Genomic DNA, 21,918 nt, shown 5'->3' with positions numbered 1-21,918 from the left:
CGACAGCCACTAGATTCAGTTCATGGCGGACACCAAGCGCGAAATCGAGCGAAAGTACGAGGGTCCCCCGGCCGGCGGCGACGCGCCACTCCCGGACCTGACCGACGTCCCGGGAGTCTCGCGCGTCATCGACAAGGGCGTAGCCGAACTGGACGCCACCTACTACGACACGGCCGACCAGCGGCTCGCCACCGCCTTCCTCACCCTCCGCCGCCGCACCGGCGGCGACGACGCGGGCTGGCACCTCAAACTCCCCGTCTCCGAAGGCGTCCGCGACGAAATCCGCGCTCCGCTCTCCGACACCGTCCCCGAAGAACTGACCGCACTCGTGCGCTCCCGCATCCGCGAGGCCGAACTGGTCCCCGTCGTACGTCTCCTGTCGGCCCGGGACATCAGCCACCTCGTCGACGCCTCCGGCACCCTCCTCGCCGAGGTCAGCGTCGACCGCGTCCGCGCGGAGCGCCTCAGCGGCGGCGCGGGCAGCACGGAATGGACCGAGATCGAGGTGGAACTCGCCGACGACGGCGATCCGGCCTTCCTCGACAAGGTCGAGAAGAAGCTCCGCAAGGCGGGCCTCAAACGCTCCGCCTCCGCGTCCAAACTGGCCAAGGCACTCGACGACACGGCCCCCCGGAAGTCCGCGCATCCGGAGAAAGCAGAGAAAGCAGAGAAAGCAGAGAAAGCAGAGAGAGCAGAGAGAGCGGAGAAGGCCGGCAAGGCGGAGAAGGGTGGCAAGGCGGGGGCGACCGACAAGGTCGCTGATGCGTCGAAGGCGACGGCGACGGCCGCGAAGCCCGGGCCCCCCGAGTCGGCCCCGCACACCGCCGGCGACCACGTCCTCGCCTACGTCCGCACCCAGCGTGACGCGATCGTCGAGCTGGACCCCGCCGTCCGCCGCGACGTGCCCGACTCCGTGCACCGTATGCGCGTCGCCACCCGCCGCCTCCGCAGCACCTTCCGTTCGTACGGCAAGATCTTCGACCGCACCGTCACCGACCCGATCGGCGTCGAGCTGAAGTGGCTCGCCGCCGAGCTGGGAGTGGACCGCGACCAGGAGGTCCTCACCGAGCACCTGACGGCGACACTCGACGAACTCCCGTCCGACCTGGTCTCGGGCCCCGTACAGGCCCGTGTGAGCGCCTGGTCGGGAGCCCGCCGCTCCGGCTCCAGGCAACGCCTGATCGCCGTACTGGACGGCAAGCGCTACCTGGACCTGCTGACGGCACTGGACACCCTGGTGGCCGGCCCGCCCCTGCTGGAGGCGGCCGCGAAGAAGCCCGAGAAGGTGATCTCCAAGGCCGTACGGAAGGATTTCAAGAAGGTCGCCGGCCTGGTCGGCGAGGCCCTGGAGCTGCCGCCCGGCTCCGAGCGCGACCTCACGATGCACGACGCCCGCAAGAAGGCCAAGCGCACGCGCTACGCGGCCGAGGCGGCCACCCCCGCCCTCGGCAAGCCCGCCGCCGACCTGGTCAAGTCGATGAAGTCCCTGCAGACGCTGCTGGGCGACCACCAGGACAGCGTGATGGTCCGTGGGGCCCTGCGGGAGCTGGCGACCGAGGCGCACGAGGCCGGCGAGAACGCGTTCACGTACGGGGTGCTGTACGGCCGCCAGGAGCAGCGCGCGGCGGCGGTGGAGGCGGCGCTGCCGGGGGAGTGGGAGCCCATCGAGGACAAGGGTGCCGTCTGAGGCGTACGGGGGCCGGCCCCGGCCGCGCTAGTCTGGATGGTCACCCCTGTCAGTACGTTCCAGCTCACGAAGGTTCGCGAGATGCCTGCCGAAGCCGCTGTATCGGTGTTTCCACAGCTCGAAGCTCTGCTCCCGCATGTGCAGAAGCCGATCCAGTACGTCGGCGGAGAGCTCAACTCCACGGTCAAGCCCTGGGAGGCCTGCGACGTCCGCTGGGCGCTGATGTACCCCGACGCCTACGAGGTCGGACTGCCCAACCAGGGCGTCATGATCCTCTACGAGGTCCTCAACGAGCGTGAGGGCGTCCTCGCCGAGCGCACGTACAGCGTCTGGCCGGACCTGGAGGCACTGATGCGCGAGCACCGGGTCCCCCAGTTCACGGTGGACAGCCACCGCCCGGTGAAGGCGTTCGACGTCTTCGGACTGTCCTTCTCCACGGAGCTGGGCTACACGAACATGCTGACGGCCCTGGACCTGGCCGGGATCCCGCTGGAGTCCAAGGACCGCACGCTCGACGACCCGATCGTGCTGGCCGGCGGCCACGCGGCCTTCAACCCCGAGCCCGTCGCCGACTTCATCGACGCGGCGATCATCGGCGACGGCGAGCAGGCCGTGCTCGACATGACCGAGATCATCCGGGCCTGGAAGGCCGAGGGCCGTCCGGGCGGCCGCGAGGAGGTCCTCTTCCGCCTGGCGAAGACGGGCAACGTCTACATCCCGGCGTTCTACGACGTCGAGTACCTCGCCGACGGCCGGATCGCCCGTGTGGTGCCCAACAAGTCGGGCGTTCCGTGGCGCGTGTCGAAGCACACGGTCATGGACCTCGACGAGTGGCCCTACCCGAAGCAGCCCCTCGTCCCGCTCGCGGAGACGGTCCACGAGCGCATGTCCGTGGAGATCTTCCGCGGCTGCACGCGTGGCTGCCGCTTCTGCCAGGCAGGCATGATCACCCGTCCGGTCCGTGAGCGTTCCATCACGGGCATCGGCGACATGGTGGAGAAGGGCCTGAAGGCGACGGGGTTCGAGGAGGTGGGCCTGCTGTCCCTGTCCTCCGCGGACCACAGCGAGATCGGTGACCTCGCGAAGGGCCTCGCGGACCGGTACGAGGAGGACAAGGTGGGCCTCTCCCTCCCCTCCACCCGTGTCGACGCCTTCAACGTCGACCTGGCGAACGAGCTGACGCGCAACGGCCGCCGCTCGGGCCTGACCTTCGCCCCCGAGGGCGGCTCGGAGCGCATGCGCAAGGTCATCAACAAGATGGTCTCGGAGGAGGACCTGATCCGGACCGTCTCCACCGCCTACGGCAACGGCTGGCGCCAGGTGAAGCTGTACTTCATGTGCGGCCTGCCGACGGAGACGGACGAGGACGTCCTGCAGATCGCCGACATGGCGATGAAGGTGATCGCCGAGGGCCGCAAGGTCTCCGGCCAGAACGACATCCGGTGCACGGTCTCGATCGGCGGCTTCGTCCCCAAGCCGCACACCCCCTTCCAGTGGGCCCCGCAGCTCTCCGCCGAGCAGACGGACGACCGCCTCGGGAAGCTCCGCGACAAGATCCGCGGCGACAAGAAGTACGGGCGCTCGATCGGCTTCCGCTACCACGACGGCAAGCCCGGCATCGTCGAGGGCCTGCTCTCCCGCGGCGACCGCCGTATCGGCTCGGTCATCCGCGCCGTCTACGAGGACGGCGGCCGCTTCGACGGCTGGCGCGAGCACTTCTCGTACGACCGGTGGATGGCCTGCGCCGAGAAGACCCTCCCCGCCTTCGGCGTGGACGTCGACTGGTACACGACCCGCGAGCGCACCTACGAGGAGGTCCTCCCGTGGGACCACCTCGACTCCGGCCTCGACAAGGACTGGCTCTGGGAGGACTGGCAGGACGCCCTCGACGAGACCGAGGTCGAGGACTGCCGCTGGACGCCGTGCTTCGATTGTGGGGTCTGTCCGCAGATGGACACCCACATCCAGATCGGCCCGACGGGCAAGAAGCTGCTGCCGCTGACGGTCAAGAACGCGGCACCGGCACCCGTCTCGGGCGGTCACACGCACTGAGGTGAGCGGGGCGCTCGATCGGGTGATTCAGGCTCTGGCGGGGGTGGGCGAGGACGAGGTGGCGGCGGCGTTGGCTGCGGCCGGTGCCTCGGTCCCTCGTCCGTCGACACCGTCGACACCTTCTCGGACGCCGTTGCCGGGCCGTGAGGCTTTGTCGCACATTGTTTCCGAAGCCGAGTGGGTCTGAGGCCCGTATCGGCCTGCGCGTGGATGCATAGCCGCGAGCCCCCTTTCCTGACCGTGAAGGGGGCTCCTCGGCGTTCGTCGGCGAGTGAGCCCGTGGGCCTGGTGCTGGGATGTGCCCTACGTACCTGGTAGGGGCCATGATCACTCGCCTCGTGGCAGCTCCAACCCAGAGTCTCCCAGTCGACCCGTCGCCGTCGTCGACTACAGGTCGATGTGGCGGGTCACGGGGTTGGCACCCCAAGGAGGAGGACAGTCACCAGCATGTACACCGGAATGGCCAGGGCCACGGCCAACCCGGCAAGGCAGCCCCAGACGGTCAATTGAGTACTGGTTCGCTTGTAATCATCGTTCTTCGGCACGCCCGCATCTAACAGTGTGACCGCCCGACTCTCTACCCGTTTCGTCGAGTCACACGTGGATCGCTATGCGGAGTGATGCGTGATCTGCCCTCAGACGGACACCCACATCCAGATCGGCCCGACGGGCAAGAAGCTGCTGCCGCTGACGGTCAGGAACGCGGCGCCGGCGCCGCGCAGCGACAGCGGGCAATGAACCGGTAGATGCCAGAGCGATGTGGGGCTCTGCCTCACGCCCCGGCGCTCCCTCGGAGAGGGCGCCTGTCGCTGGTGTGCAGGTTCGTCGTTGTGACGGTCCGTCATGGGGTTGGGGATGGGCAATGGGGGTGTGCGGTTGGTCGAGCACCGCCGCTGTGGAGCTGAGGATTCGCCTGTCGGCCGCTGCAACCCGGCGACAGGTAGCAGGTCTCTTCGGGTTGTCCTCGCCGACCGAACGAGGGAGCAGCCTGCGTGGCTCCATGTGCCGGAAATCGGTAAAGCACATTCTCAACGCTGTCGCGCATTTGTGTTGCGCGCCCATGCAGGCCGTAAGCCTGGACCCCGTCGATCCGAAAGCAGGGATGCCGCCTTGCCTGCACTCCGAGCCCTTGCCGGTGCCGTCGCGATTGCCGCGTCCGCTACCGCTGTCACCGCTGTTCCCGCGGTTGCCCACAGTCCTGAGCATGTGCGGTGCAAGACGAGTTCCCTTGTCGCCGCCATCACCAGGGCCAACGCCCGTGGTTTTGGCAAATTCAGTCTCGCCAAGGGCTGCGTCTACGACTTCACAGCACCCTTCTCGGGTGAGGACGCGACACCTCCCATCGCGGTGCCTGTCACGATTGACGGAAACGGCGCCACTCTCCGGCGCGGTACTACCGCGAACCTCTTCCGCCTTCTCGATGTCGCAGCCGGTGGACGTGCGACGCTCAGCGATCTCAAGATCGAGAATGGTGAAGTGACCGACGACGGTGGGGGCGTCCTCGTCCAAGACAGAGGGTCGCTCCACGCGACATCTGTCCTCGTGAAAGGGAACACCGCCCATAACAACGGTGGCGGCATCGAGAACCTGGGAACCCTGAGGCTTCTTCGATCCAGGGTTGCCAACAACAACGCCGCGGCCTCCGGTGGGGGGCTTTCCACCGAGGGCTCCGCCTCCGTCATTTCCACCTCGATCGAGGGCAACACGGCCAGCAGATTTTTTGGCGGAGGGGTGTTCAACGACAACAGGATCACCATCTCCCGCAGTTCCATCACCGGCAACAGGGTTACGGCGGGCGACGGCGGCGGCCTTTGGAACAACTTCCGGATGACCGTCGACGACAGCACGATCGTCGACAACGCCGCCAGCGACCACGGAGGGGGCGTCACCAACGCACAGCTCGGTAGAGCCACCTTCAACCGGAGCACCATCAAGAGGAACACCGCCGTTCTGGTGGCCGGCGGTATCTACAACGTCGACTCTGGCTCCTACCTCGTCCTCAACCACAGCTCCGTCACCAAGAACAAGGCGGGCAATGCCCCTGGAGGCGTGTTCAACGGGACCGGAGACATCGTGGTGAACAAACACTCGCCCATCACGGGAAACCGTCCTACCAACTGCGTTGGCAGCCCGTCTCCCGTGGCCGGTTGCACCGGCTGACCCGCCCACATCCCGCCGCGGGCCCCGGGCGGCATACCACCGGAACCCGGTCCGTCGAGTCATGGCGCAGAGTGGCAGAGTGATCGAACTCCCGATGCGGGTGTCGTGGATACGGTTTTGTCGAGGCGACCATGCATCAGATGGACACCCATACGGATCAGAAGGTGCCCGTGCCCCTGCCGTGCCCGATGAACCGGTAACCAGCGGGGAACCACGGGCACGCACCGACAGCGCACGCGAGGACGGCCCCTGACCGATTTACCTGGTCAGGGGCCGTCCTGCGGTGGGTGTGCGTGTGGGTATGGGATTTGAACCACGGTGACATCGCTGCCACACCGCACCCGGAGGCAAGCCCCCGATCGGCCGCGTCAACAACCCTGCGGGTCAATACAACCAGTCGTGCCCAACTCCGTTGCCGAGATCGTGGACCTTCGCCGTGCTCTTGGGTTGAACGTGTTCAAAAGTGTGGCTAGAGTCCATCCTGGCAACATCTTGAACGCGTTCAAGAAGGGTGGGATGCAGTTGCCTCGCGGTCACCGCTTGCGTCAACTGTCCGCCAGCCCGTTGCGTACCTGGCCCGACGGGATGCTGCGGGGATTCAGGAGGAACAGTGACGCCGATCGCGTTCCGGCCCAGGGCAGGGAACGGGCAGCTCGACCGCTGTCCGCATACGGCGTTTTCCGAACCGGGGACTGACCGTCCCAACTGGCACGCGCGGGGAGTCCTCTCATCCGTCGAAGGCCACATGAGCGAAGCGAACTGTTCGCAACGACCCGGCTATCGCCATCTGTGAGGGGGCGGCTATGCGCACTGCAGTGATCGTATCCAAGGCCGTACTTGTCGTTCTCGCTACGTGGATCGTTCTCGTCGTGGGCCTGGGGCTGGTGGCGTTCCTACCTGCCCGCGTGCAGTACTACGCGATCTCTCCAGCCACCATGTTTCTCTGGGTTTGCTCCCTTGCGGTGGGCCCGGTACTGGCTTGCCTGGTGCTACGTCGCTGGATCAAGGCCGTGCCGGGCAAGCCGCCCACAGCGCGAGAGCAGTCCAACCACTCCACCTTCGATTCATAGCCGGCCACCTGGGTGGAAAGGGCCCGCCCTGCCTTTGGAAGCGCCAAGGTGGGGACCGGAGCAGGCCTGATCGGGATCGGGACGGCGCCGGTCCTGGTGACGCGAGGCTGGGCCTACGCCCTGCTCCGGTCGCGCCCGATGCAAGGGGAACCAGCAGGGGACAGCCGGTACCGGCGGGCACCGTCCCGCTCAACCCCGGGTAAGGAAGTTCCCAGCTCGGCCGCAACCCGCATACGCGATCTTTCAAGCTGGTGACGTGGCCATTACGCTCCGGGAGCTGAAGCGGTGGTCCGGGGTGAGGACGTGACGATGAGTCGTAGGCGGACGTTCGAGGTCGTCTCCTACGTGATCGGCGGGATCCTGTTGATCGGTTCCCTCGCCCTGCGCCTGAACAGCTGGCAGGAGCGGGGGTACGTGGCTGGTTTCTACGTCGGCGCGGGCTGCGTCGGCTTTCTCTTCCACCAGTGGCGCCGGCGGGGCAATCTCGCTGCCCGAGCATGGTGCCTGGGCGCTTTCGGTACGTGGGCGCTCACGGTGATGGTGGGCTCGGTCGACGACGGTGCGGCAACGATCGTTGCCGGGCTGGCGCTAGGTGTTGGGTTCGTCGGAGCCCTCACGACGCTCCTCAAGATGAGGAGCCACCGTCGGCAGTCGCAGCCTGCGCCGCTCGACCACTGATCTCCGGCCCTGCCCTGGAGGATTGTCGAGGCAACGTGCGGCGACTGACACCAGCCGCTGACACCGACTGGGGCCTCTCGTCAGTGCTGACGCCGGGGAGGGGCTGTGGCAGACATCAGGTTCGGGATCTTCGTCCTCCGCGTCATGGTCGCGGTGAGTCTGTTCTCCGTGCGGGCTGCCTGGCTTCACTGGACCGACTCGGATCGGGCGCCCGACGCGGCGACCCACCGGTACTCGGCGGACCCGTCGGCCGGCGCCTGCTTCACCCTGGGCTCGTTCCCGTTGCTGATGCTGCACGTCACGATCGCGTGGTTCAGCTGGCCGAAGTTCTCGGTACCGCCTCACCGGCGCAGCGAGACAGGCTCGGTGATCGAATGGTGGCGGCATCGCCGAGACCTCCGCGCGGCGATCGCGGGAAGCTGGGCAACGTGATGCCCAAGGGCAACATTCGACCGACCTCCCGAAGCAGGAGTGACCTGCGCGGCCAGGCCGTCCCACTCCTCCGCCCCTGCCTTCCGAGCGTCTGTGCTGTGGCCCTGCTACATCGCGGCCTGTTGACATCCATCGCCGGCATCAACGTCGGCCAACAGCCTCGGAGTTCACCCCCCATCCAGATAGCCAGATCGGCCCGACGGGCGTGAAGCTGCTGCTTCGGACGGTCGAAAAGCTGCTGCCTCGGGCGGTCGAGAACGTGGCGCCGGCGCCCGCTTCGAGTGGTCGCACGCGCTCCCTGCCGTCAGGTCGGCACCTGCTGGTTCTGCCATCCGTGGCGCTGGTTCGGCGGAGGCAGCGCGGAGCGCAGTTGCCTGCGGGAGCTGAGCCCGAGCTTGGCGAAGACGTTGCCGAGGTGCCATTCCACCGTGCGTGAGCTGATGAAGAGCTCGGCGGCTATCTCGGCGTTGGTGAGCCCTTCCCTGGCGAGCCCGGCGATCTGGGCTTCCTGGCCGGTGAGTTCGGAGTCGGTGCCGAAGGTCCGTTTGCGGGCGGTCTCCCCGGTGGCGAGGAGTTCCCTGCGGGCGCGCTCGGCGAATCCTTCGGCGCCGACCCGGCTGAACGTCTCGTAGGCGGAACGGAGCTGCGTGCGGCTGTCATGGCGGCGGTTCCGGCGGCGCAGCCACTCGCCGTACAGCAGCCGGGCGCGGGCCAGGTGGACGGTGACCCGGCAACGTTCGAGGCGCTCGATCGCCTCCTGGTAGAGCGCCTCGGCGGCCCGGTCGTCACTCAGCAGCGCGCGCGAGCAGGCCTCCGTGCCCAAGGCCCATTCGGTGCCACAGGCACGAGTGCGTTCGCCGAGCCTGGCCAGCGCGGAAAAGGCGACCTCCGGCTGCCCGCTGCGGGCGCCTGCCTCGATGAGTTCGGCCAGTGCCCAGCCGAAGAATCCCAGGTCTTCGAACCGGCAGGCACGTGTCGCCGCCGCGAGCGCGTCCTCGTAACGGCCGAGGCCGTTGTAGAGCACGGCGGTCGCGTACTCGGCCAGGCTGAGAACGCGACCCTCACCTCGGGCGCGCACTTCTTCGATGGTCTTCTCGATGACGTCCAGCGCCTCGGATTCCCGGCCTCGCCAGGCGCCGAGCACGAGTTCCGAGTACATCATGGGCGCCCCGCCGATCGCCTCCGAGATGGCCGTCCCTTCGTCGATCAGGGCCGCCGCGGTGTCGAACCGGCCGGTGTGCACGTTGAGGCATGCCTGGTAGCTCAGTGCCATCGGGAGGACGGCGAGCGCTCCCGTCCCGCGCGCGGCGGCGACGGCGCCGGCCGCCAACTCGTCCCACGCCTCGTCGTCCCACAGCTCCGGTGCGAGGGCCTCGGGCGTCACCCGGAACGCCAACCACAGCCATCGCCCGTCGGCATCCGCCGCGCTGGATCTCTGTTGCTGCAGAACGACGTCCAGCGCGCGCCTCAGAGCCTCGACGCCAGTCGCGTAACCGTCGATGATCCAGCTGGCAAAGCTGTCCAGAAGGACATCGACCATCCGCGGCGGCGTCGAGGGCGGCGGTCCCGCGCGGGCCGCCTCCGCCACTTCGCGCAATCCCGGTCCCTCGTTCAACTGGCCCGCGAAGATTGCCGCGCCGGCCGCCTCCAGCAGGGTGTCGCGGGCGAGAGCCGCATCCAGGGGCTCCAGCCGATGCGCGGCGGCGAGCAGGAGCCGGGGCGCGTCGCCGCCGCGCACTTCGGAGAACACCAGCCGGGCCCGCAGCCGCTCCGAGCGGGCGCTCTGAAGGTCATCGAGGGGGCCGGTCTCGGCCACCGCCAGCATGTTGTGGGCCTGGTCGCCCCCGCCGGCGTCGATCGCGGCCTGGGCGGCAGCCAGCGCGCGGGTGACGCGGCGCGAGGGGTCGGGCGTGAGCTCGGCCGCCCGCCGCAGGAAGGCCGCTGCCGCGGCGGCGCCACCTCTGCCCTCCGCCCGGCAGGCGGAGCGTTCCAGATCACAGGCGACGTCCTCGTCCGGCCGGGCCGCGGCGTGAGCGCGATGCCAGGCCCTGCGATCGGGATCGTGGTGCGGGTCGGTGGCTTCCGCCAGTGCCTTGTGGGCCGCCCTGCGCTCCGGCGCGGACGTCGTCCGGTACACGGCCGAGCGCACCAAGGGGTGCTGGAAGCGGACCCCGGCGCCGAATTTGACCAGACCGGTGGCCTCGGCCGCCGCGGCGGCGTCCCCGGGTATCCCCTGCAGGCCGGCCGCGCGCCACAGGAGGTCCGCATCCCCGGTCGGCTCGGCCGCGCCAGTCGTCAACAGCCGTCGACTCTCATCGGGCAGCGTATGGAAGCGCTGGCGGAGGGCGGTCTCGATGCTGCCGACCACGGGGCCTTTGCCGGGGAATCCGAAGCCGCCCGCCTGCTCGGCGGGATCGAGCGCGCGCGGCAGCTGCAGCAGAGCCATCGGGTTTCCGCGTGCTTCAGCCACGATCCGCTCCCGTACCAGGGGATCGAACGGCACGCGCACGGCCGATGCCAGCAGGGCTCGCGCCTCGGGCTCCATCATGCCCACGACGAGCATCTCCGGCAGACCCGCCAGCTCACGAGCATGGGCGGAATCCCGCAGGGCGAAGATCAAAGCCACTCGTTCGGCCAGCAATCGCCTGGCGACGAATGCGAGCACTTGCCGGGAACCGTCGTCGAGCCACTGCGCGTCATCGACGAGACAGGCCAGTGGCCGGTCCTCGGCGGCGCCGGCCAGCAGACTGAGCACGGCCAGGCCCACCAGGAACTGGTTGGGCGCCTCTCCCTCCCGCAGCCCGAACGCGACGGACAACGCGTCCCGCTGCGGTCCGGGCAGCCCTTCGAGCCGGCCCAGACGGGGAGCGCACAACTGCTGAAGGCTCGCGAACGGGAGCTCCATCTCCGACTCGACGCCCGCGACGACGGCGGTGCGGAACCCATCGGCCCGGCTGGCCGCATAGCCCAACAAGGCGGTCTTCCCGATCCCCGCCTCACCGCGAAGCACCAGCACAGCGCTGCTCCCCGCGCGTGCCATGTCCAGCGCCTGCTCCAATGCGGCCTTTTCCTGGCCCCGGCCACGGAGTGTGACCGGTGAATCGACGGCGGGCACTCCCATGGGTCGCTCCCTGATACGCCGATTACCCCCTTATGTGACCTTATTCCCCTTCTGTTGATTTTGGTACGGCGTGCAGGGCTCGGACCGGCCCTCGGGTCCCGGCCAGGGGATGAACCCCGGGTCCCGGCCACGGGACGACCCCCGGGGGTTCCCCTGGGGCGACGCGCGCCGGCCGCATCCACTGTGGACGAGTCCCGCGGCGCGGAGCCGCTGACCACCGCAAGGAGAACCCCCCCCACATGTCTGACACCGCCGCATCGACGGCCATCCGCCCCTTCACCTTCGAATTCCCCGAGGCGGAGCTCCAGGACCTGCGCGCGCGCATCGAGGCGACGCGTTTCCCCGAGAAGGAGACCGTCGCCGACCAGTCCCAGGGCACGCAGCTTTCCACTGTTCGGGAACTGGCGCGGTACTGGGCCAAGGAGTACGACTGGCGCAAGGTCGAGGCGAAGCTGAACTCCTACCCTCAGTTCATCACCGAGATCGACGGGCTGGACATCCACTTCCTGCACGTCCGCTCCAAGCACGAAAACGCCCTGCCGGTGATCGTGACGCACGGGTGGCCGGGTTCGGTCGTCGAGCAGCTGAAGATCATCGAGCCGCTCACCAACCCGACGGCTCATGGCGGGGACGCCTCGGACGCTTTCCACGTGGTGATTCCGTCGATGCCCGGCTACGGGTTCTCCGGCAAGCCCTCGGAGAAGGGCTGGAGCCCGGAGCGCATCGCTGCCGCATGGGGCGAGCTGATGAAGCGCCTGGGCTACACCGAATACGTCGCGCAGGGCGGCGACTGGGGTGCGATCGTCACCGACCTGATGGGTTCGCAGGAGCCCGAGGGCCTGGTCGGCATCCACACCAACATGCCGAAGGTGATTCCGACCGACATCGACGCCGCGCTCGCCAAGGGCAACCCGCTGCCCGAGGGCCTGACGCTGTCCGCCGAGGAACAGACCGCGGTGGACCAACTGGACTTCGTGTACCGGCACGTCTACTACGCGTACATGATGGGCTCGCGGCCGCAGTCGCTGACCGGGCTGGCGGACTCCCCGGTGGGTCTGGCGTCCTTCCTGCTCGACCACGACGCGAAGAGCCTGGCCATGATCACCCGTGCTTTCGACGGGGTGAGCGAGGGTCTGTCCCGTGATGACGTCCTGGACAACGTCACGCTGTTCTGGCTGACGAACACCGCGGTCTCCGCGGCCCGTCTCTACGCGGAGAACACGACTCCGTTCTTCGCGGTCAACGGGGTCAAGCTCCCGGTCGCCGTCAGCGTCTTCCCCGACGAGCTCTACGAGGCCCCCAAGAGCTGGACCGGGCAGGCCTACCCGAACCTCGTCCACTACAACCGGCTTCCCAAGGGCGGCCACTTCGCAGCCTGGGAGCAGCCGGAGCTCCTCGTGAACGAGCTCCGCACGGGCTTCCGCTCGATGCGCTAGCCGACCGCGCCTGACGCCTGAACAGGCGCCGGCACGACGGGGTGGCCGAGCGAACCGGCTCCAGGTCCACTCGGCCGCCCCGTGTCTCCGTGGCCCTTTTCCACCGGCTTGCCGACGCCGCACTCCACGCCCCTGATGGGTGGGAACGCTCGTCACGTTCGAGGTCCTCGGCAGATTGTTCTACGGGCGACACCGCTTGATTCGCGCGCTCACCGATGCCGCACGGCGGCAGGGCTTTCTCGACTGACGAGCCGCCCGGACCCTCTGGCCGGACAACTCGTGCCAGTGCCCCAGTACTAAGGTGACCGCTCGGTACGGCGTCGGCGCTCGCGCCCGGTTGGCTGACCTTCCCTTCCGTTCGAAGGCCCCTGGAGGCTCCCAGTGCACACCGTCGTCTTCCTGCTGCGGAGCGCGCTGGGCCTTGGCGGCGGTCTGGTGTTCGTGTGGGAGCTGAACCGCCAGGCTTCGGGGCGGGGCTGGAGGAAGCCGCGGGTCCTCGGTGCGGTGGCGGCGTTGACGCTCGTCGGGCTGCTCGCCGTCTAGAGACGGCCGGTCGACGTGCCCCCGGCGCCCATTCGGTCGGGAAACAGCGGGGAACAGCGGTAGTTGGCGGACGACCTGAGACTCCGCCGTCCCTGGTAGGCGCGCCCAGCGAGGTACGCACGCCGGACGCGGCGGAGTTCCGCACCCGGCACAACCTGCGAGCGCCCTGGAGAGTCGTACCCCGCATGATCAGCTTGCGCGCACGGCACGCTCTCAGCGTCTCCACGCTCGTCGTGGTCCTGTCGTCATTGTTGCTCTCCTGCAGCGGTGGCCCGGGCACGACTTCGAGCACCGATGAGGAGTCTCCCGTCCGTAAGGCGGTATCGGCCCCCGCGACCGAGGAGCCGGCCGCCCCGAGCACGGCGGAACCCGCACCGGAAGCCGAGAAGGTCCGCGATGCGTTCGCCGGCCTTCAGGCCACCTATAACGACGGGTGCACGACCCCGGGGAACTGCGAGTACTTCCTGGGGCGGGTGCTCGATGAGCTCAACAGTCTCGACAAGGCGATGAAGACGGACCCCCAGGGCCCTGGGCACTTCAAGGAACCCCTCGCCTGGATTGTGGAACTGCGGGCCGAGTTGGGCGACGACAGCTCCTTCGAGAACCTCAAGAAACACCAGGATCTGCTCACCGGAACGCGAGACAAGATCAATACCTGGATGCAGGGTCACCCGGAGGACTACCGATGAGGCGGAGGCCGCGCATGGGCTCCACGGGCTCCAGAATCCCCTGAGCTTCACGCCGGCTCGGGTGGAGGCGTCGGCGTCGCGGCCGAGGGCCAACACCACGACGTGCCAGGTGATTCGGCCTCTCAGTACAACTGGCAGCGCGTCCGGGGTGTCGTACCCGTCGTGATCGAAGCACGTACAGAACGCAGCGTGAGGTTGTCGCCGGCCGCCTCCTCGGCAGCAGGCGTCGGGAGTCTGGTCCTCGCGGCCGTGGCGAGTTGGAGCAGCCTTCTGCTGGTCGTGCGGGGGCGGGTGGTGCCCGGCTGGGGGATGAGCGCGGCTCTGCTTGTCCTGTCGCTCGTTCTCCGGTGGGTCCTCACCCGGGTGGGCCGCCCGGTGGCTGCTGCGGGGCTCCCGCGGAAGCGGGCCATGTGGGCTCGGCTGGGGAAGAGTCTGCTGATCGTCACGGCGGTGCTCGGCACTGTATGGGGAGCGGTGGACGACCTGATCTCGGACGCGGAGTACTACGTGCTGAGCCCTGCGGGGCCGGAGGGCTGCACGGTCGTGGTGCGGGAGACGTCCTTTCTCGTGATCGGCAACGGCGAGGCGTACGCGGTGGGGCGTAGCGGCCTGGCTCTGGGCGCCTCGGGATCCTGGACGGTCGACGATGGTTACCGGCCCGTCGGCGCAGGCACGTACGAGTTGGACTGGGGGCGGGACCGCGGTCTTCTGCGGATCAGCGGCACGAGCACCGATCCGGTCCTGTACGGGGGTTCGGCCGACATCGACTGCGGGTGGTGAGGTCGGTCGCGCTCGCCGGCCTGCCCGGCGCGTGGCCATGACGATGCCGAAATGGCTGTACTGCGGCGCAGTACCGCGACGCGCTCGCCCAACGCGGCCTCATATCGCCTCGTATCGGCAACCCGACACAAGCCGGCTGACATCAACCAGCCGACACCAGCCGGCCGGGATCAATCAGCCGGGATCGATCAGCCGACATCAACGACGCCGTACGCAGGCCGCCTTGAGCGGCCGAGGACGTCGGACCGGCGAGACCGGCGAGAGCGGCCCGGCTCCAGGCAGGCAGGGCGGCCGTGCCGATCGGACTCCTGGAGCGGTGCCCACCCGGGGGCAGAGGCCGTCAGGGCTGGGGGAATCGCAAGTGTCGTCGTTCGGCGAGTTCCTCCGCGCCGACCACGGTCAGAACGGGCGTGCCCGGCTGCGCGAACATGGTCACCACCAGTTGCGACTGCGCGTCCGGGAGGTTGTTGCCTCCCTGGTAGTGGATCACGTCGCCGCCGGGCTCGAACAGGGCGTCCCCGGCCTTGAGCACCCGGGGCGGTTGCCCCTCCAGCTCGAAGAGGATCTCGCCCTGGGTCACGTAGCCGAAGAGCGGCCCGGGGTGACGGTGCGGCGGCGCGCCCGGGTCACCGGGCGACAGGGTTACCCGGATGGTCCTCGCCTCGGAGCCGGCCGGGATCCGGGCCGCCGCTTCCGGCAGGGTCGAGATCACCTCGACGCCTGGGGGCAGGTGTGGGTGTTCAGCGCTCATGCGTTCCTCCAAACAGGGACTGTCCGCAGAGAGGACAAGACGGCCTCCTCGTTTGTGACAACCCTGCGCTGGTGACAACCCTGAGTTCGTGACAGCCCTGCGCGGCGAACCTGGCCAGGGGGGCGCGGGAGATCCGGTCGCCGTGCCCGGGGCTCATGGCCACGACGCGAACTGCGGTTGCCGCGCTCAGACTTCACTCGCCGGGGCGATCTCGTCGAGCAGGCCGCGGATGCGCTTCTCGATCTCGTCGCGGATGGGGCGGACGGCGGCGACTCCCTGGCCCGCGGGGTCGGGGAGCTCCCAGTCGAGGTAGCGCTTGCCCGGGAAGATCGGGCACGTGTCGCCGCAGCCCATCGTGATCACCACGTCCGACGACTGGACGGCCTCCACGGTGAGCACCTTGGGGACCTCGGCGGAGATGTCGATGCCTGCCTCCGACATCGCTTCCACGACGGCCGGGTTGACCGTACCGGCGGGCGCGGACCCGGCGGAGCGTACCTGTACCCGGTCCTCCGCGAGATGGGTGAGGAACGCCGCGGCCATCTGGGAGCGCCCGGCGTTGTGGACGCAGACGAACAGCACGGACGGGCGGCGCTCTGCGGGGGTCTTCATCGCGGTTGTCCTTCTGGGCGGAAACTGGTCAGGGGAGTGGCGGAAGCTGGTCAGGGGATCGTGGGGAAGGCGGCTTCGGGATCGCCTTGAACGGGGACGGGGCCGGTTCGCGCGGGTGCCGCGCGTCCGAACACCGCCGTCACCAGCGCGAGACCCAGTGCGGCGCCGATCAGCTGGGCCGCGATGAACGGGCCGACCGAGGCGGGTGCGATGCCGGCGAACGTGTCGGTGAGGGCGCGCCCGACGGTGACGGCCGGGTTGGCGAACGACGTGGAGGACGTGAACCAGTACGCCGCTCCGATGTACGACGCGACGGCCACAGGGGCGAAGTGAGCGCGAGCGGTCCGGCCGAGCCCGAAGATCAGCAGGACGAGTCCCGCGGTCGCGACCAGTTCGCCCAGCCACAGATGACCGGAGGAACGGTCGTGCGTGGACCAACGCACCAGGGGCTCGGCGAACATGGCGTCGGCCAGGATCGCGCCGCCGATCGCTCCGGCGGTCTGGGCGGGAAGGTACGCGGCTACGTCCCGACCGCTCAGGCCGCCGCCGGAACGACGACGGTCGGTGTACCAGGCCGCGAGGGTGACGACGGGGTTGAAGTGCGCGCCCGAGACCGGCCCGAGGAGCGCGATCAACACGCCCAGCCCGAAGACGGTGGCCAGCGAATTGGCCAGCAGTTGCACTCCGACGTCTCGGGTCAGCTCGGTGGCCTGGATTCCCGAGCCGACCACCACCGCGACCAGCGCGGCCGAGCCGACAGCTTCGGCAAGGGCCCGCTGTCTCAGCGAAGCGTTCACGCGGTCGCCTCTGCCGTCTGTGCCGCCTGTGGCGCCTGTGCCGTTTTGAGGAACGCGGAGAGCCGGTCCAGGGTGCCGGGAAGCACCCAGTAGTAGACCCACGTACCCCGGCGTTCGCAGTCGATCAGGCCCGCCTGCCGAAGCAGCTTGAGGTGGTGCGAGATGGTCGGCTGGGACAGATCGAAGGCGGGGGTCAGGTCGCATACGCAGACCTCACCGCCCGCCCGCGAGGCGATCATCGACAGCAGCCGCAGGCGGACCGGGTCGCCGAGAGCCTTGAAGATCTTCCCCAGCTCGGCAGCCTGGTCCTCGTCCAGCGGCGCGGTCACGAGGCCTGGGCAGCAGGCGGCGGACCGGTCCTCTTGCCCGAGCACCAGGAGTTCTTGCTTCGACATGCTTCTATGTTGACGTTTTTCGATTCAACGCGCAAGCTTGCATCGACATACGTCAATGCAAGCAGATGGGGGCCATGTCATGTCTCGTGCTCAGCTCGCCCTGCGCGTCAGCGACCTGGAAGCGTCGATCACGTTCTACTCGAAGCTGTTCGGCACCGAACCGGCCAAGCGGCGCGAGGGCTACGCCAACTTCGCCATCGCCGAGCCCCCGCTCAAGCTCGTCCTGATCGAAGGCGAGGCCGGACAGGACACGCGGCTCGATCACCTCGGCGTCGAGGTCGAGTCCACCGACCAGGTCACGGCCGCGACCAGTCGCCTCAAGGGCGCCGGGCTGGCCACCTTCGAGGAGAACGACACGTCCTGCTGCTACGCCCTCCAGGACAAGGTGTGGGTCCACGGTCCGGGGCGGGAGCCCTGGGAGGTCTACGTCGTCAAGGCCGACGCCGACACCCTCGGCGAGAGCGCCGACCCCGACGCGGCGGGGGACGGCTGCTGCACCGGCCAGGCCACGGAAGACACGGCGGCGGGAAGGGGCCATGACTAGTGCCGCGGCAGGCAACGTTCGCCCCGTCGTGACGCCCGGCACGCTCCCCCACAGCCTCAAGGGCGTGGGAGGTGCCCCCCACTCGCCGCACCGGCCGAAAGCCCAAGTACGTCCAGTACGGGTCCCCCCGGCCGGCATTCCCCCAGCCTCCGGCCGGGGGGACCCCCAGAGCGCGCACCAGACGCCGCGAGGCCCGCCCTCCAGGCGGACGACGGGACTTTCGCAACACACCCCAGGCCCCCTCCCGGTCGGGAGGGGGCCTGGCCCGGCTGGTCGATCAGCAGAACGCGGGCGGGACGCTCTGCTCGTACTGGAAGACGTTGCGGGGGTCGTACTTCGCCTTGATCTTGCGCAGCCGGTCGAAGTTGCCGTCCCAGTAGGCGGGTTTCCCAGTCCTGCATGCCGACGTTCGGCACGTTGACGTAGGCACCGTGCACGTAGGGCCGCAGCGCCTGGCTGAACTCGGCGATCCAGGCCTGGGCGCGCGGGGTCAGCTCGTCGCCGCTGCCCGGCACGCTGCGGTCTCCCCAGCCGGCACCCGGCTCGGAGTAGAAGAGCGCGTCGCGATGCGGGAACGCCGTGCCGACCGCGCGGGCTCTTCCTGACCGCTCCGCCGAAGGCCTGGGTGAAGAAGTTGCTGTCGTCCGTCGGTGCGTCCCGCATGAACGAGGCGATCACGCCGATCGCCTTCTTCGGGAACGGCTTGTTGGTGAACTGCGAGAAGAACTTCCAGTTCGCCGGCTCGTCCGCGGTCGGAATCTGGAATCCCGCGTATACGTCGCCCCAGTTACCGACCTGCACCGAGACTTCGGGGCGGCCGATCGAAAGGATCGGGGCCAGCAGTCTCTTCGCCTCCGCGGGCGTCCCCTCCGCGAGAACCGCGAACAGCAGGATCTTGTTCCTGTGAATTTCGAGCTGGGTGCCGAGACGGTTGTCGGCGACCGGCGCCGTATGCTGCCACGTGTCGAAGACCCTCTGCAGGTCTCCGAGGCCGTCCCACGCCGCCTGCACATAAGTGACGCTCTTGAGCGGGGCCACTTTGTACGTGAGCGATGTGACAATTCCGAAGTTGCCGTTGCCGGCCCCGCGGAGAGCCCACAGCAGGTCCGAGTTGTTCTTCAGGTCCGCCTTGACGACCTTGGCGCAGTCGCCGTCCGAGGCGACGACGACCTCGGCCCCGATGAGGCTGTCGCAGGCCATTCCGAGGTAGCGGGTGTTTCCGGAGCCGCAGGTTGACAAGGGTGACAGTGGCGCAGGCGCCCGACACAGTATTCCGTGGATGACTGTGATCTGTTGAATATCATCGGCATTCCATGAATTGTCGTCGATGTGGATTGGGCGGATCGCCGTCCCGATTAATACGGTCACATAAATCGGGTCCTCGTGGTATCCGGTGAAGGAGAGGGCGCCCGCGGCGCGGCAAGGGTGCCGGGCGGGCTCGGCACGGTGGGCGGACCGTCCGGCTCCGACAGCACGGCCACCGGATCTCGCCGGACGTGACCATGCCCGCCCGGAGAACGGAATTCGGGGCGGGCCATGGGTCATGACTGATCGTGCGGCACGCGGGCGTCGGTTGGCCCACGGTGCGGCACGCGAGGCACGGATCAGCCGCGGCGCAGCATCATGACGACGGCGACGATGACGATGATGAGGACGACGGTACCCAGTCCTATGTACATGGATTTCTCTTTCCTTCGAGGGAGTGGCACCCATCGGTGCCTCAGTGAGCCGAGTGCCCCGGTCCGGTCCTTTCAGCCCACCCGGATCCTTCTGTTGTCCCGCTGCGACCCGTGCTCGACCTGTCCGCCCGCTCGAGGTCGGTGCTCCGTGCGGCGGAACCGTTGCGTCACTGAACTCGACCTCGGGCGACGGTGAGTGCGGTCGCGCGGAGACGGGAGGCGGGAGGCGGTCGCGCGCATCCGTAGGCCCGGGTGACGCGTCTACTTGGGTATGGATCTGGAGAAGCCGCCCGCTGATGAGCGACCCGTGCCCCGGGCCGAGGGATGCCTCACCGTCGCTGTCCGACTGCCGGTGCGGATCGTCGTGCTCGTGCTCGTGGTGCCGGTGCGCATGACGTGGGACGCGCTGGTCGTCGTCGGGCGGTCGCTGCGCGACACCGTGCTGCGGCCGGCGGGCCGGGCGCTGCTGTGGGTGGCGTGGGCGGTGTTCGTGTGGCCCTGGGTGACGCTGTGGCGGTACGCCGTGGTCCCGGTCGCCAGGACACTGGGCCGGCTCGGGTACGTGCTGCTCGTGGTCCCCGCCGCCTGGCTGTACGGCCGGGTGCTCACCCCCCTAGGGCACGCGATCGCCTGGACGGCGCGGGGCGCCTGCGCCGCACTGGCCTGGCTGTCGCGGGGCGTTCTCGGCGGGCTCGGCCGGCTGCTGCGCGGCATCGGCACCGGGCTCGGCCGGGTGTACGCGTGGTTGCTGGCGCCCGCGGGCCGCGCGCTCGCCCGGCTGCTCAAAGGTGTCGGGATCGGGCTCGCGGCCGCCGGACTCGGGGTGTACGAGGCCGTGGCCTGGCTGACGCGGTATCTGATCGTCGTACCGGCACGGTGGTTCTACGAGTGGCTCCTCGCGCCCGTCGGACGGGCCATCGCATGGACGGCCCGCGGACTCGGGCGACTCGTACGGATGATCTTCAGCGGGATCGGCACCGGTCTCTACTGGACGCTGCGTGTCCTGCTCGTCCTGCCCGCGCTCGCCGTGTGGCGCTGGGTACTGGTGCCCGTGGGACGTGTCCTCGCCGTCGTCGGCCGGGAGATCGTGGAGGCCCTCGGACACGCCTGGCGGGTGGCCGGGCATCTCTCGCTCGCCGCCGGACGCTTCCTCGCCCGGCTGTTCCGGCTGGCCTTCGTGGAGCCCGTGCGCTGGGTGTACCGGACCGTCCTGACACCCGTCGGGCATGCCGTCCGGGACACGGTCCTGCGGCCCGCCGCCGAGGCCGCCCGCAGTGTGGGCCGGATCACCCGGCAGACCCTGGCCGCCGCCCGCGAGTCCGTGCGGCAGACCCTGGCCGCCGCCCGCGAGTCCGCGCGGCAGACCCGTGCCGACGTCCGCAGGATCCTGTTCGGCACGCCCCGCGAGCCCGAGCCGCTCCGGCCGGCGGACCACCGCGGGGAACCGGGAGCCGCCGCTGCACGTACTCTAGGTAGCAGTACGACCGCTCTCACGAAGGACTGAACGACACTGGGCAAGCGACAGCCCGAAGGCCCGCCGCCCGCACCCGCGGTGCAGCGCATCCGACTGCGCTACACCAAGCGCGGCCGCCTCCGGTTCACCAGCCACCGTGACTTCCAGCGCGCCTTCGAGCGTGCGTTGCGCCGTGCCGAGGTGCCGATGGCCTACTCGGCGGGGTTCACGCCGCACCCGAAGGTGTCGTACGCCAATGCCGCACCCACCGGCACGGGCAGTGAGGCGGAGTATCTGGAGATCGCGCTCACGGCGGCGCGTGACCCGGAGAAGCTGCGTGAGCTCCTCGACGAGTCGATGCCCGTGGGGCTCGACATCATCGAGGCGGTCGAGGCCCGCACCTCGGGTCTCGCCGAGCGGCTCACCGCGTCCGTGTGGGAGCTGCGCCTCGACGGCGTGGCGCCCGAGGACGCGGAGCGCGCGGTCGCCGCCTTCACCGCGGCCGACGCCGTGGAGGTCCAGCGCAGGACCAAGAACGGGATGCGCACCTTCGACGCCCGCAGCGCGGTGGCGAGCCTCGAGGCGCACACCGCACAGGCTGATAGGCCGACGGACCAGCCCTGTGCGATACTGCGGCTGGTTGTTCGGCACGTGACGCCTGCCGTTCGACCCGACGACGTCCTGTCCGGTCTTCGCGCCGTGGCCGACCTGGCGCCGCCGGTCGCCGCAGCGGTGACCAGGCTGGCGCAGGGGCTGTTCGATGAAGAGACCGGCACGGTGACCGACCCGCTCGCGCCCGACCGCGAGGCAGTCACGGCCGCTCCAGCCGATCGCACAGGGGCCGCCACAGCTGCCGCCGCGAAGGCGTCGGCGTAAGGAAGGTCCCGCGTAGGGACGGATGTCGTAGCGCCGCCCTCGTATCCGGGAGCCACCTGGGTCGGGCAGCGCACCCACCAGAAGACTTTCGCCAGGCCGTACGCACACATGGCGTACGGAACCGGCGAGACAGGACACAGAGAGCTCCCGTGCGGCGCCCGCG

18 protein-coding genes and 1 pseudogene are annotated in these 21,918 nt (G+C 69.1%); 13 read left to right on the top strand and 6 right to left on the bottom strand.

The annotated features are described in order from the left end of the window. The first annotated feature begins 22 nt into the window (after positions 1–22). From HEP85_RS14200 to HEP85_RS14175, 6 genes are all read left to right on the top strand, one after another. Positions 23–1,687, top strand: a complete 1,665-nt coding sequence (locus HEP85_RS14200) for a CYTH and CHAD domain-containing protein (protein WP_168528100.1) — start codon at positions 23–25, stop codon at positions 1,685–1,687. A gap of 81 nt (positions 1,688–1,768) precedes the next feature. Then, positions 1,769–3,739, top strand: coding sequence for a TIGR03960 family B12-binding radical SAM protein (locus HEP85_RS14195; protein ID WP_168528099.1), 1,971 nt, complete (start codon positions 1,769–1,771; stop codon positions 3,737–3,739). Between the two features lie 1,110 nt (positions 3,740–4,849). Then, positions 4,850–5,899 carry a right-handed parallel beta-helix repeat-containing protein gene (locus HEP85_RS14190; RefSeq protein ID WP_168528098.1) on the top strand — a complete coding sequence of 350 codons (1,050 nt, stop codon included), beginning with the start codon at positions 4,850–4,852 and terminating at the stop codon, positions 5,897–5,899. 803 nt (positions 5,900–6,702) lie between these two features. Further along, the gene (locus tag HEP85_RS14185; protein ID WP_168528097.1) at positions 6,703–6,969 is read left to right on the top strand and encodes a hypothetical protein; all 267 of its coding nucleotides are present in this window, start codon (positions 6,703–6,705) and stop codon (positions 6,967–6,969) included. Positions 6,970–7,278: 309 nt separating this feature from the next. Continuing rightward, positions 7,279–7,647 carry a hypothetical protein gene (locus HEP85_RS14180; RefSeq protein WP_168528096.1) on the top strand — a complete coding sequence of 123 codons (369 nt, stop codon included), beginning with the start codon at positions 7,279–7,281 and terminating at the stop codon, positions 7,645–7,647. A gap of 105 nt (positions 7,648–7,752) precedes the next feature. After that, complete coding sequence (locus tag HEP85_RS14175; protein WP_248001925.1) at positions 7,753–8,079, top strand: hypothetical protein; 327 nt, start codon at positions 7,753–7,755, stop codon at positions 8,077–8,079. 304 nt (positions 8,080–8,383) lie between these two features. Here HEP85_RS14175 and HEP85_RS14170 read toward each other — a convergent pair whose 3' ends face one another. Further along, on the bottom strand, positions 8,384–11,200 hold the full coding sequence (locus tag HEP85_RS14170) for an AAA family ATPase (protein ID WP_369657711.1): 2,817 nt from the start codon (positions 11,198–11,200) through the stop codon (positions 8,384–8,386). A 239-nt stretch (positions 11,201–11,439) separates the two neighbouring features. On the opposite strand from HEP85_RS14170, the gene HEP85_RS14165 reads away from it, so the two are divergent. The 4 genes from HEP85_RS14165 to HEP85_RS14150 all read left to right on the top strand — a co-directional run bounded on the left by HEP85_RS14165 (position 11,440) and on the right by HEP85_RS14150 (position 14,648). Next, the gene (locus HEP85_RS14165) at positions 11,440–12,636 is read left to right on the top strand and encodes an epoxide hydrolase family protein (protein WP_168528095.1); all 1,197 of its coding nucleotides are present in this window, start codon (positions 11,440–11,442) and stop codon (positions 12,634–12,636) included. 381 nt (positions 12,637–13,017) lie between these two features. Next, positions 13,018–13,179: a hypothetical protein gene (locus tag HEP85_RS14160; RefSeq protein WP_168528094.1), complete on the top strand. Its 162-nt coding sequence runs from the start codon at positions 13,018–13,020 to the stop codon at positions 13,177–13,179. Positions 13,180–13,364: 185 nt separating this feature from the next. Next, complete coding sequence (locus HEP85_RS14155; RefSeq protein WP_248001924.1) at positions 13,365–13,868, top strand: hypothetical protein; 504 nt, start codon at positions 13,365–13,367, stop codon at positions 13,866–13,868. A 189-nt stretch (positions 13,869–14,057) separates the two neighbouring features. After that, positions 14,058–14,648 (top strand): hypothetical protein, encoded by a 591-nt coding sequence (locus HEP85_RS14150; protein ID WP_168528093.1) that lies wholly within the window; start codon positions 14,058–14,060, stop codon positions 14,646–14,648. Between the two features lie 340 nt (positions 14,649–14,988). Here the strand turns inward: HEP85_RS14150 and HEP85_RS14145 are convergent, their stop codons facing one another. The 4 genes from HEP85_RS14145 to HEP85_RS14130 all read right to left on the bottom strand — a co-directional run bounded on the left by HEP85_RS14145 (position 14,989) and on the right by HEP85_RS14130 (position 17,203). Further along, on the bottom strand, positions 14,989–15,399 hold the full coding sequence (locus HEP85_RS14145) for a cupin domain-containing protein (RefSeq protein ID WP_168528092.1): 411 nt from the start codon (positions 15,397–15,399) through the stop codon (positions 14,989–14,991). A gap of 186 nt (positions 15,400–15,585) precedes the next feature. Then, positions 15,586–16,011 carry an arsenate reductase ArsC gene (locus HEP85_RS14140; protein WP_168528091.1) on the bottom strand — a complete coding sequence of 142 codons (426 nt, stop codon included), beginning with the start codon at positions 16,009–16,011 and terminating at the stop codon, positions 15,586–15,588. A gap of 50 nt (positions 16,012–16,061) precedes the next feature. Then, entirely contained in the window at positions 16,062–16,808 is a 747-nt protein-coding gene (locus tag HEP85_RS14135; RefSeq protein WP_168528090.1) for an MIP/aquaporin family protein, read from the bottom strand. Beyond that, positions 16,805–17,203 carry a helix-turn-helix transcriptional regulator gene (locus HEP85_RS14130; RefSeq protein WP_168528089.1) on the bottom strand — a complete coding sequence of 133 codons (399 nt, stop codon included), beginning with the start codon at positions 17,201–17,203 and terminating at the stop codon, positions 16,805–16,807. The genes HEP85_RS14135 and HEP85_RS14130 overlap by 4 nt, the downstream gene beginning before the upstream one ends. A gap of 79 nt (positions 17,204–17,282) precedes the next feature. Here HEP85_RS14130 and HEP85_RS14125 point away from each other — a divergent pair, with 79 nt between their 5' ends. Beyond that, the gene (locus HEP85_RS14125; protein WP_168528088.1) at positions 17,283–17,747 is read left to right on the top strand and encodes an ArsI/CadI family heavy metal resistance metalloenzyme; all 465 of its coding nucleotides are present in this window, start codon (positions 17,283–17,285) and stop codon (positions 17,745–17,747) included. A gap of 277 nt (positions 17,748–18,024) precedes the next feature. Here the strand turns inward: HEP85_RS14125 and HEP85_RS14120 are convergent. Beyond that, a pseudogene (locus HEP85_RS14120) lies at positions 18,025–18,962 on the bottom strand (FAD-binding oxidoreductase); the annotation flags it as partial. A 735-nt stretch (positions 18,963–19,697) separates the two neighbouring features. Between HEP85_RS14120 and HEP85_RS14115 the strand changes: the two are divergent. Both HEP85_RS14115 and HEP85_RS14110 read left to right on the top strand, forming a co-directional pair. Then, a complete protein-coding gene (locus HEP85_RS14115; RefSeq protein ID WP_369657710.1) occupies positions 19,698–20,930 on the top strand; it encodes a hypothetical protein in 1,233 nt (410 codons plus the stop codon). 48 nt (positions 20,931–20,978) lie between these two features. Further along, the gene (locus HEP85_RS14110) at positions 20,979–21,755 is read left to right on the top strand and encodes a TIGR03936 family radical SAM-associated protein (protein WP_168528087.1); all 777 of its coding nucleotides are present in this window, start codon (positions 20,979–20,981) and stop codon (positions 21,753–21,755) included. Positions 21,756–21,918 lie beyond the last annotated feature (163 nt).

Origin of the sequence: Streptomyces sp. RPA4-2, from assembly GCF_012273515.2 — a bacterium.
Classification (GTDB): domain Bacteria; phylum Actinomycetota; class Actinomycetes; order Streptomycetales; family Streptomycetaceae; genus Streptomyces; species Streptomyces kaempferi.
The sequence above is the reverse complement of the archived record's forward strand: the minus strand, read 5'-3'. Positions and strand labels throughout refer to the sequence as shown.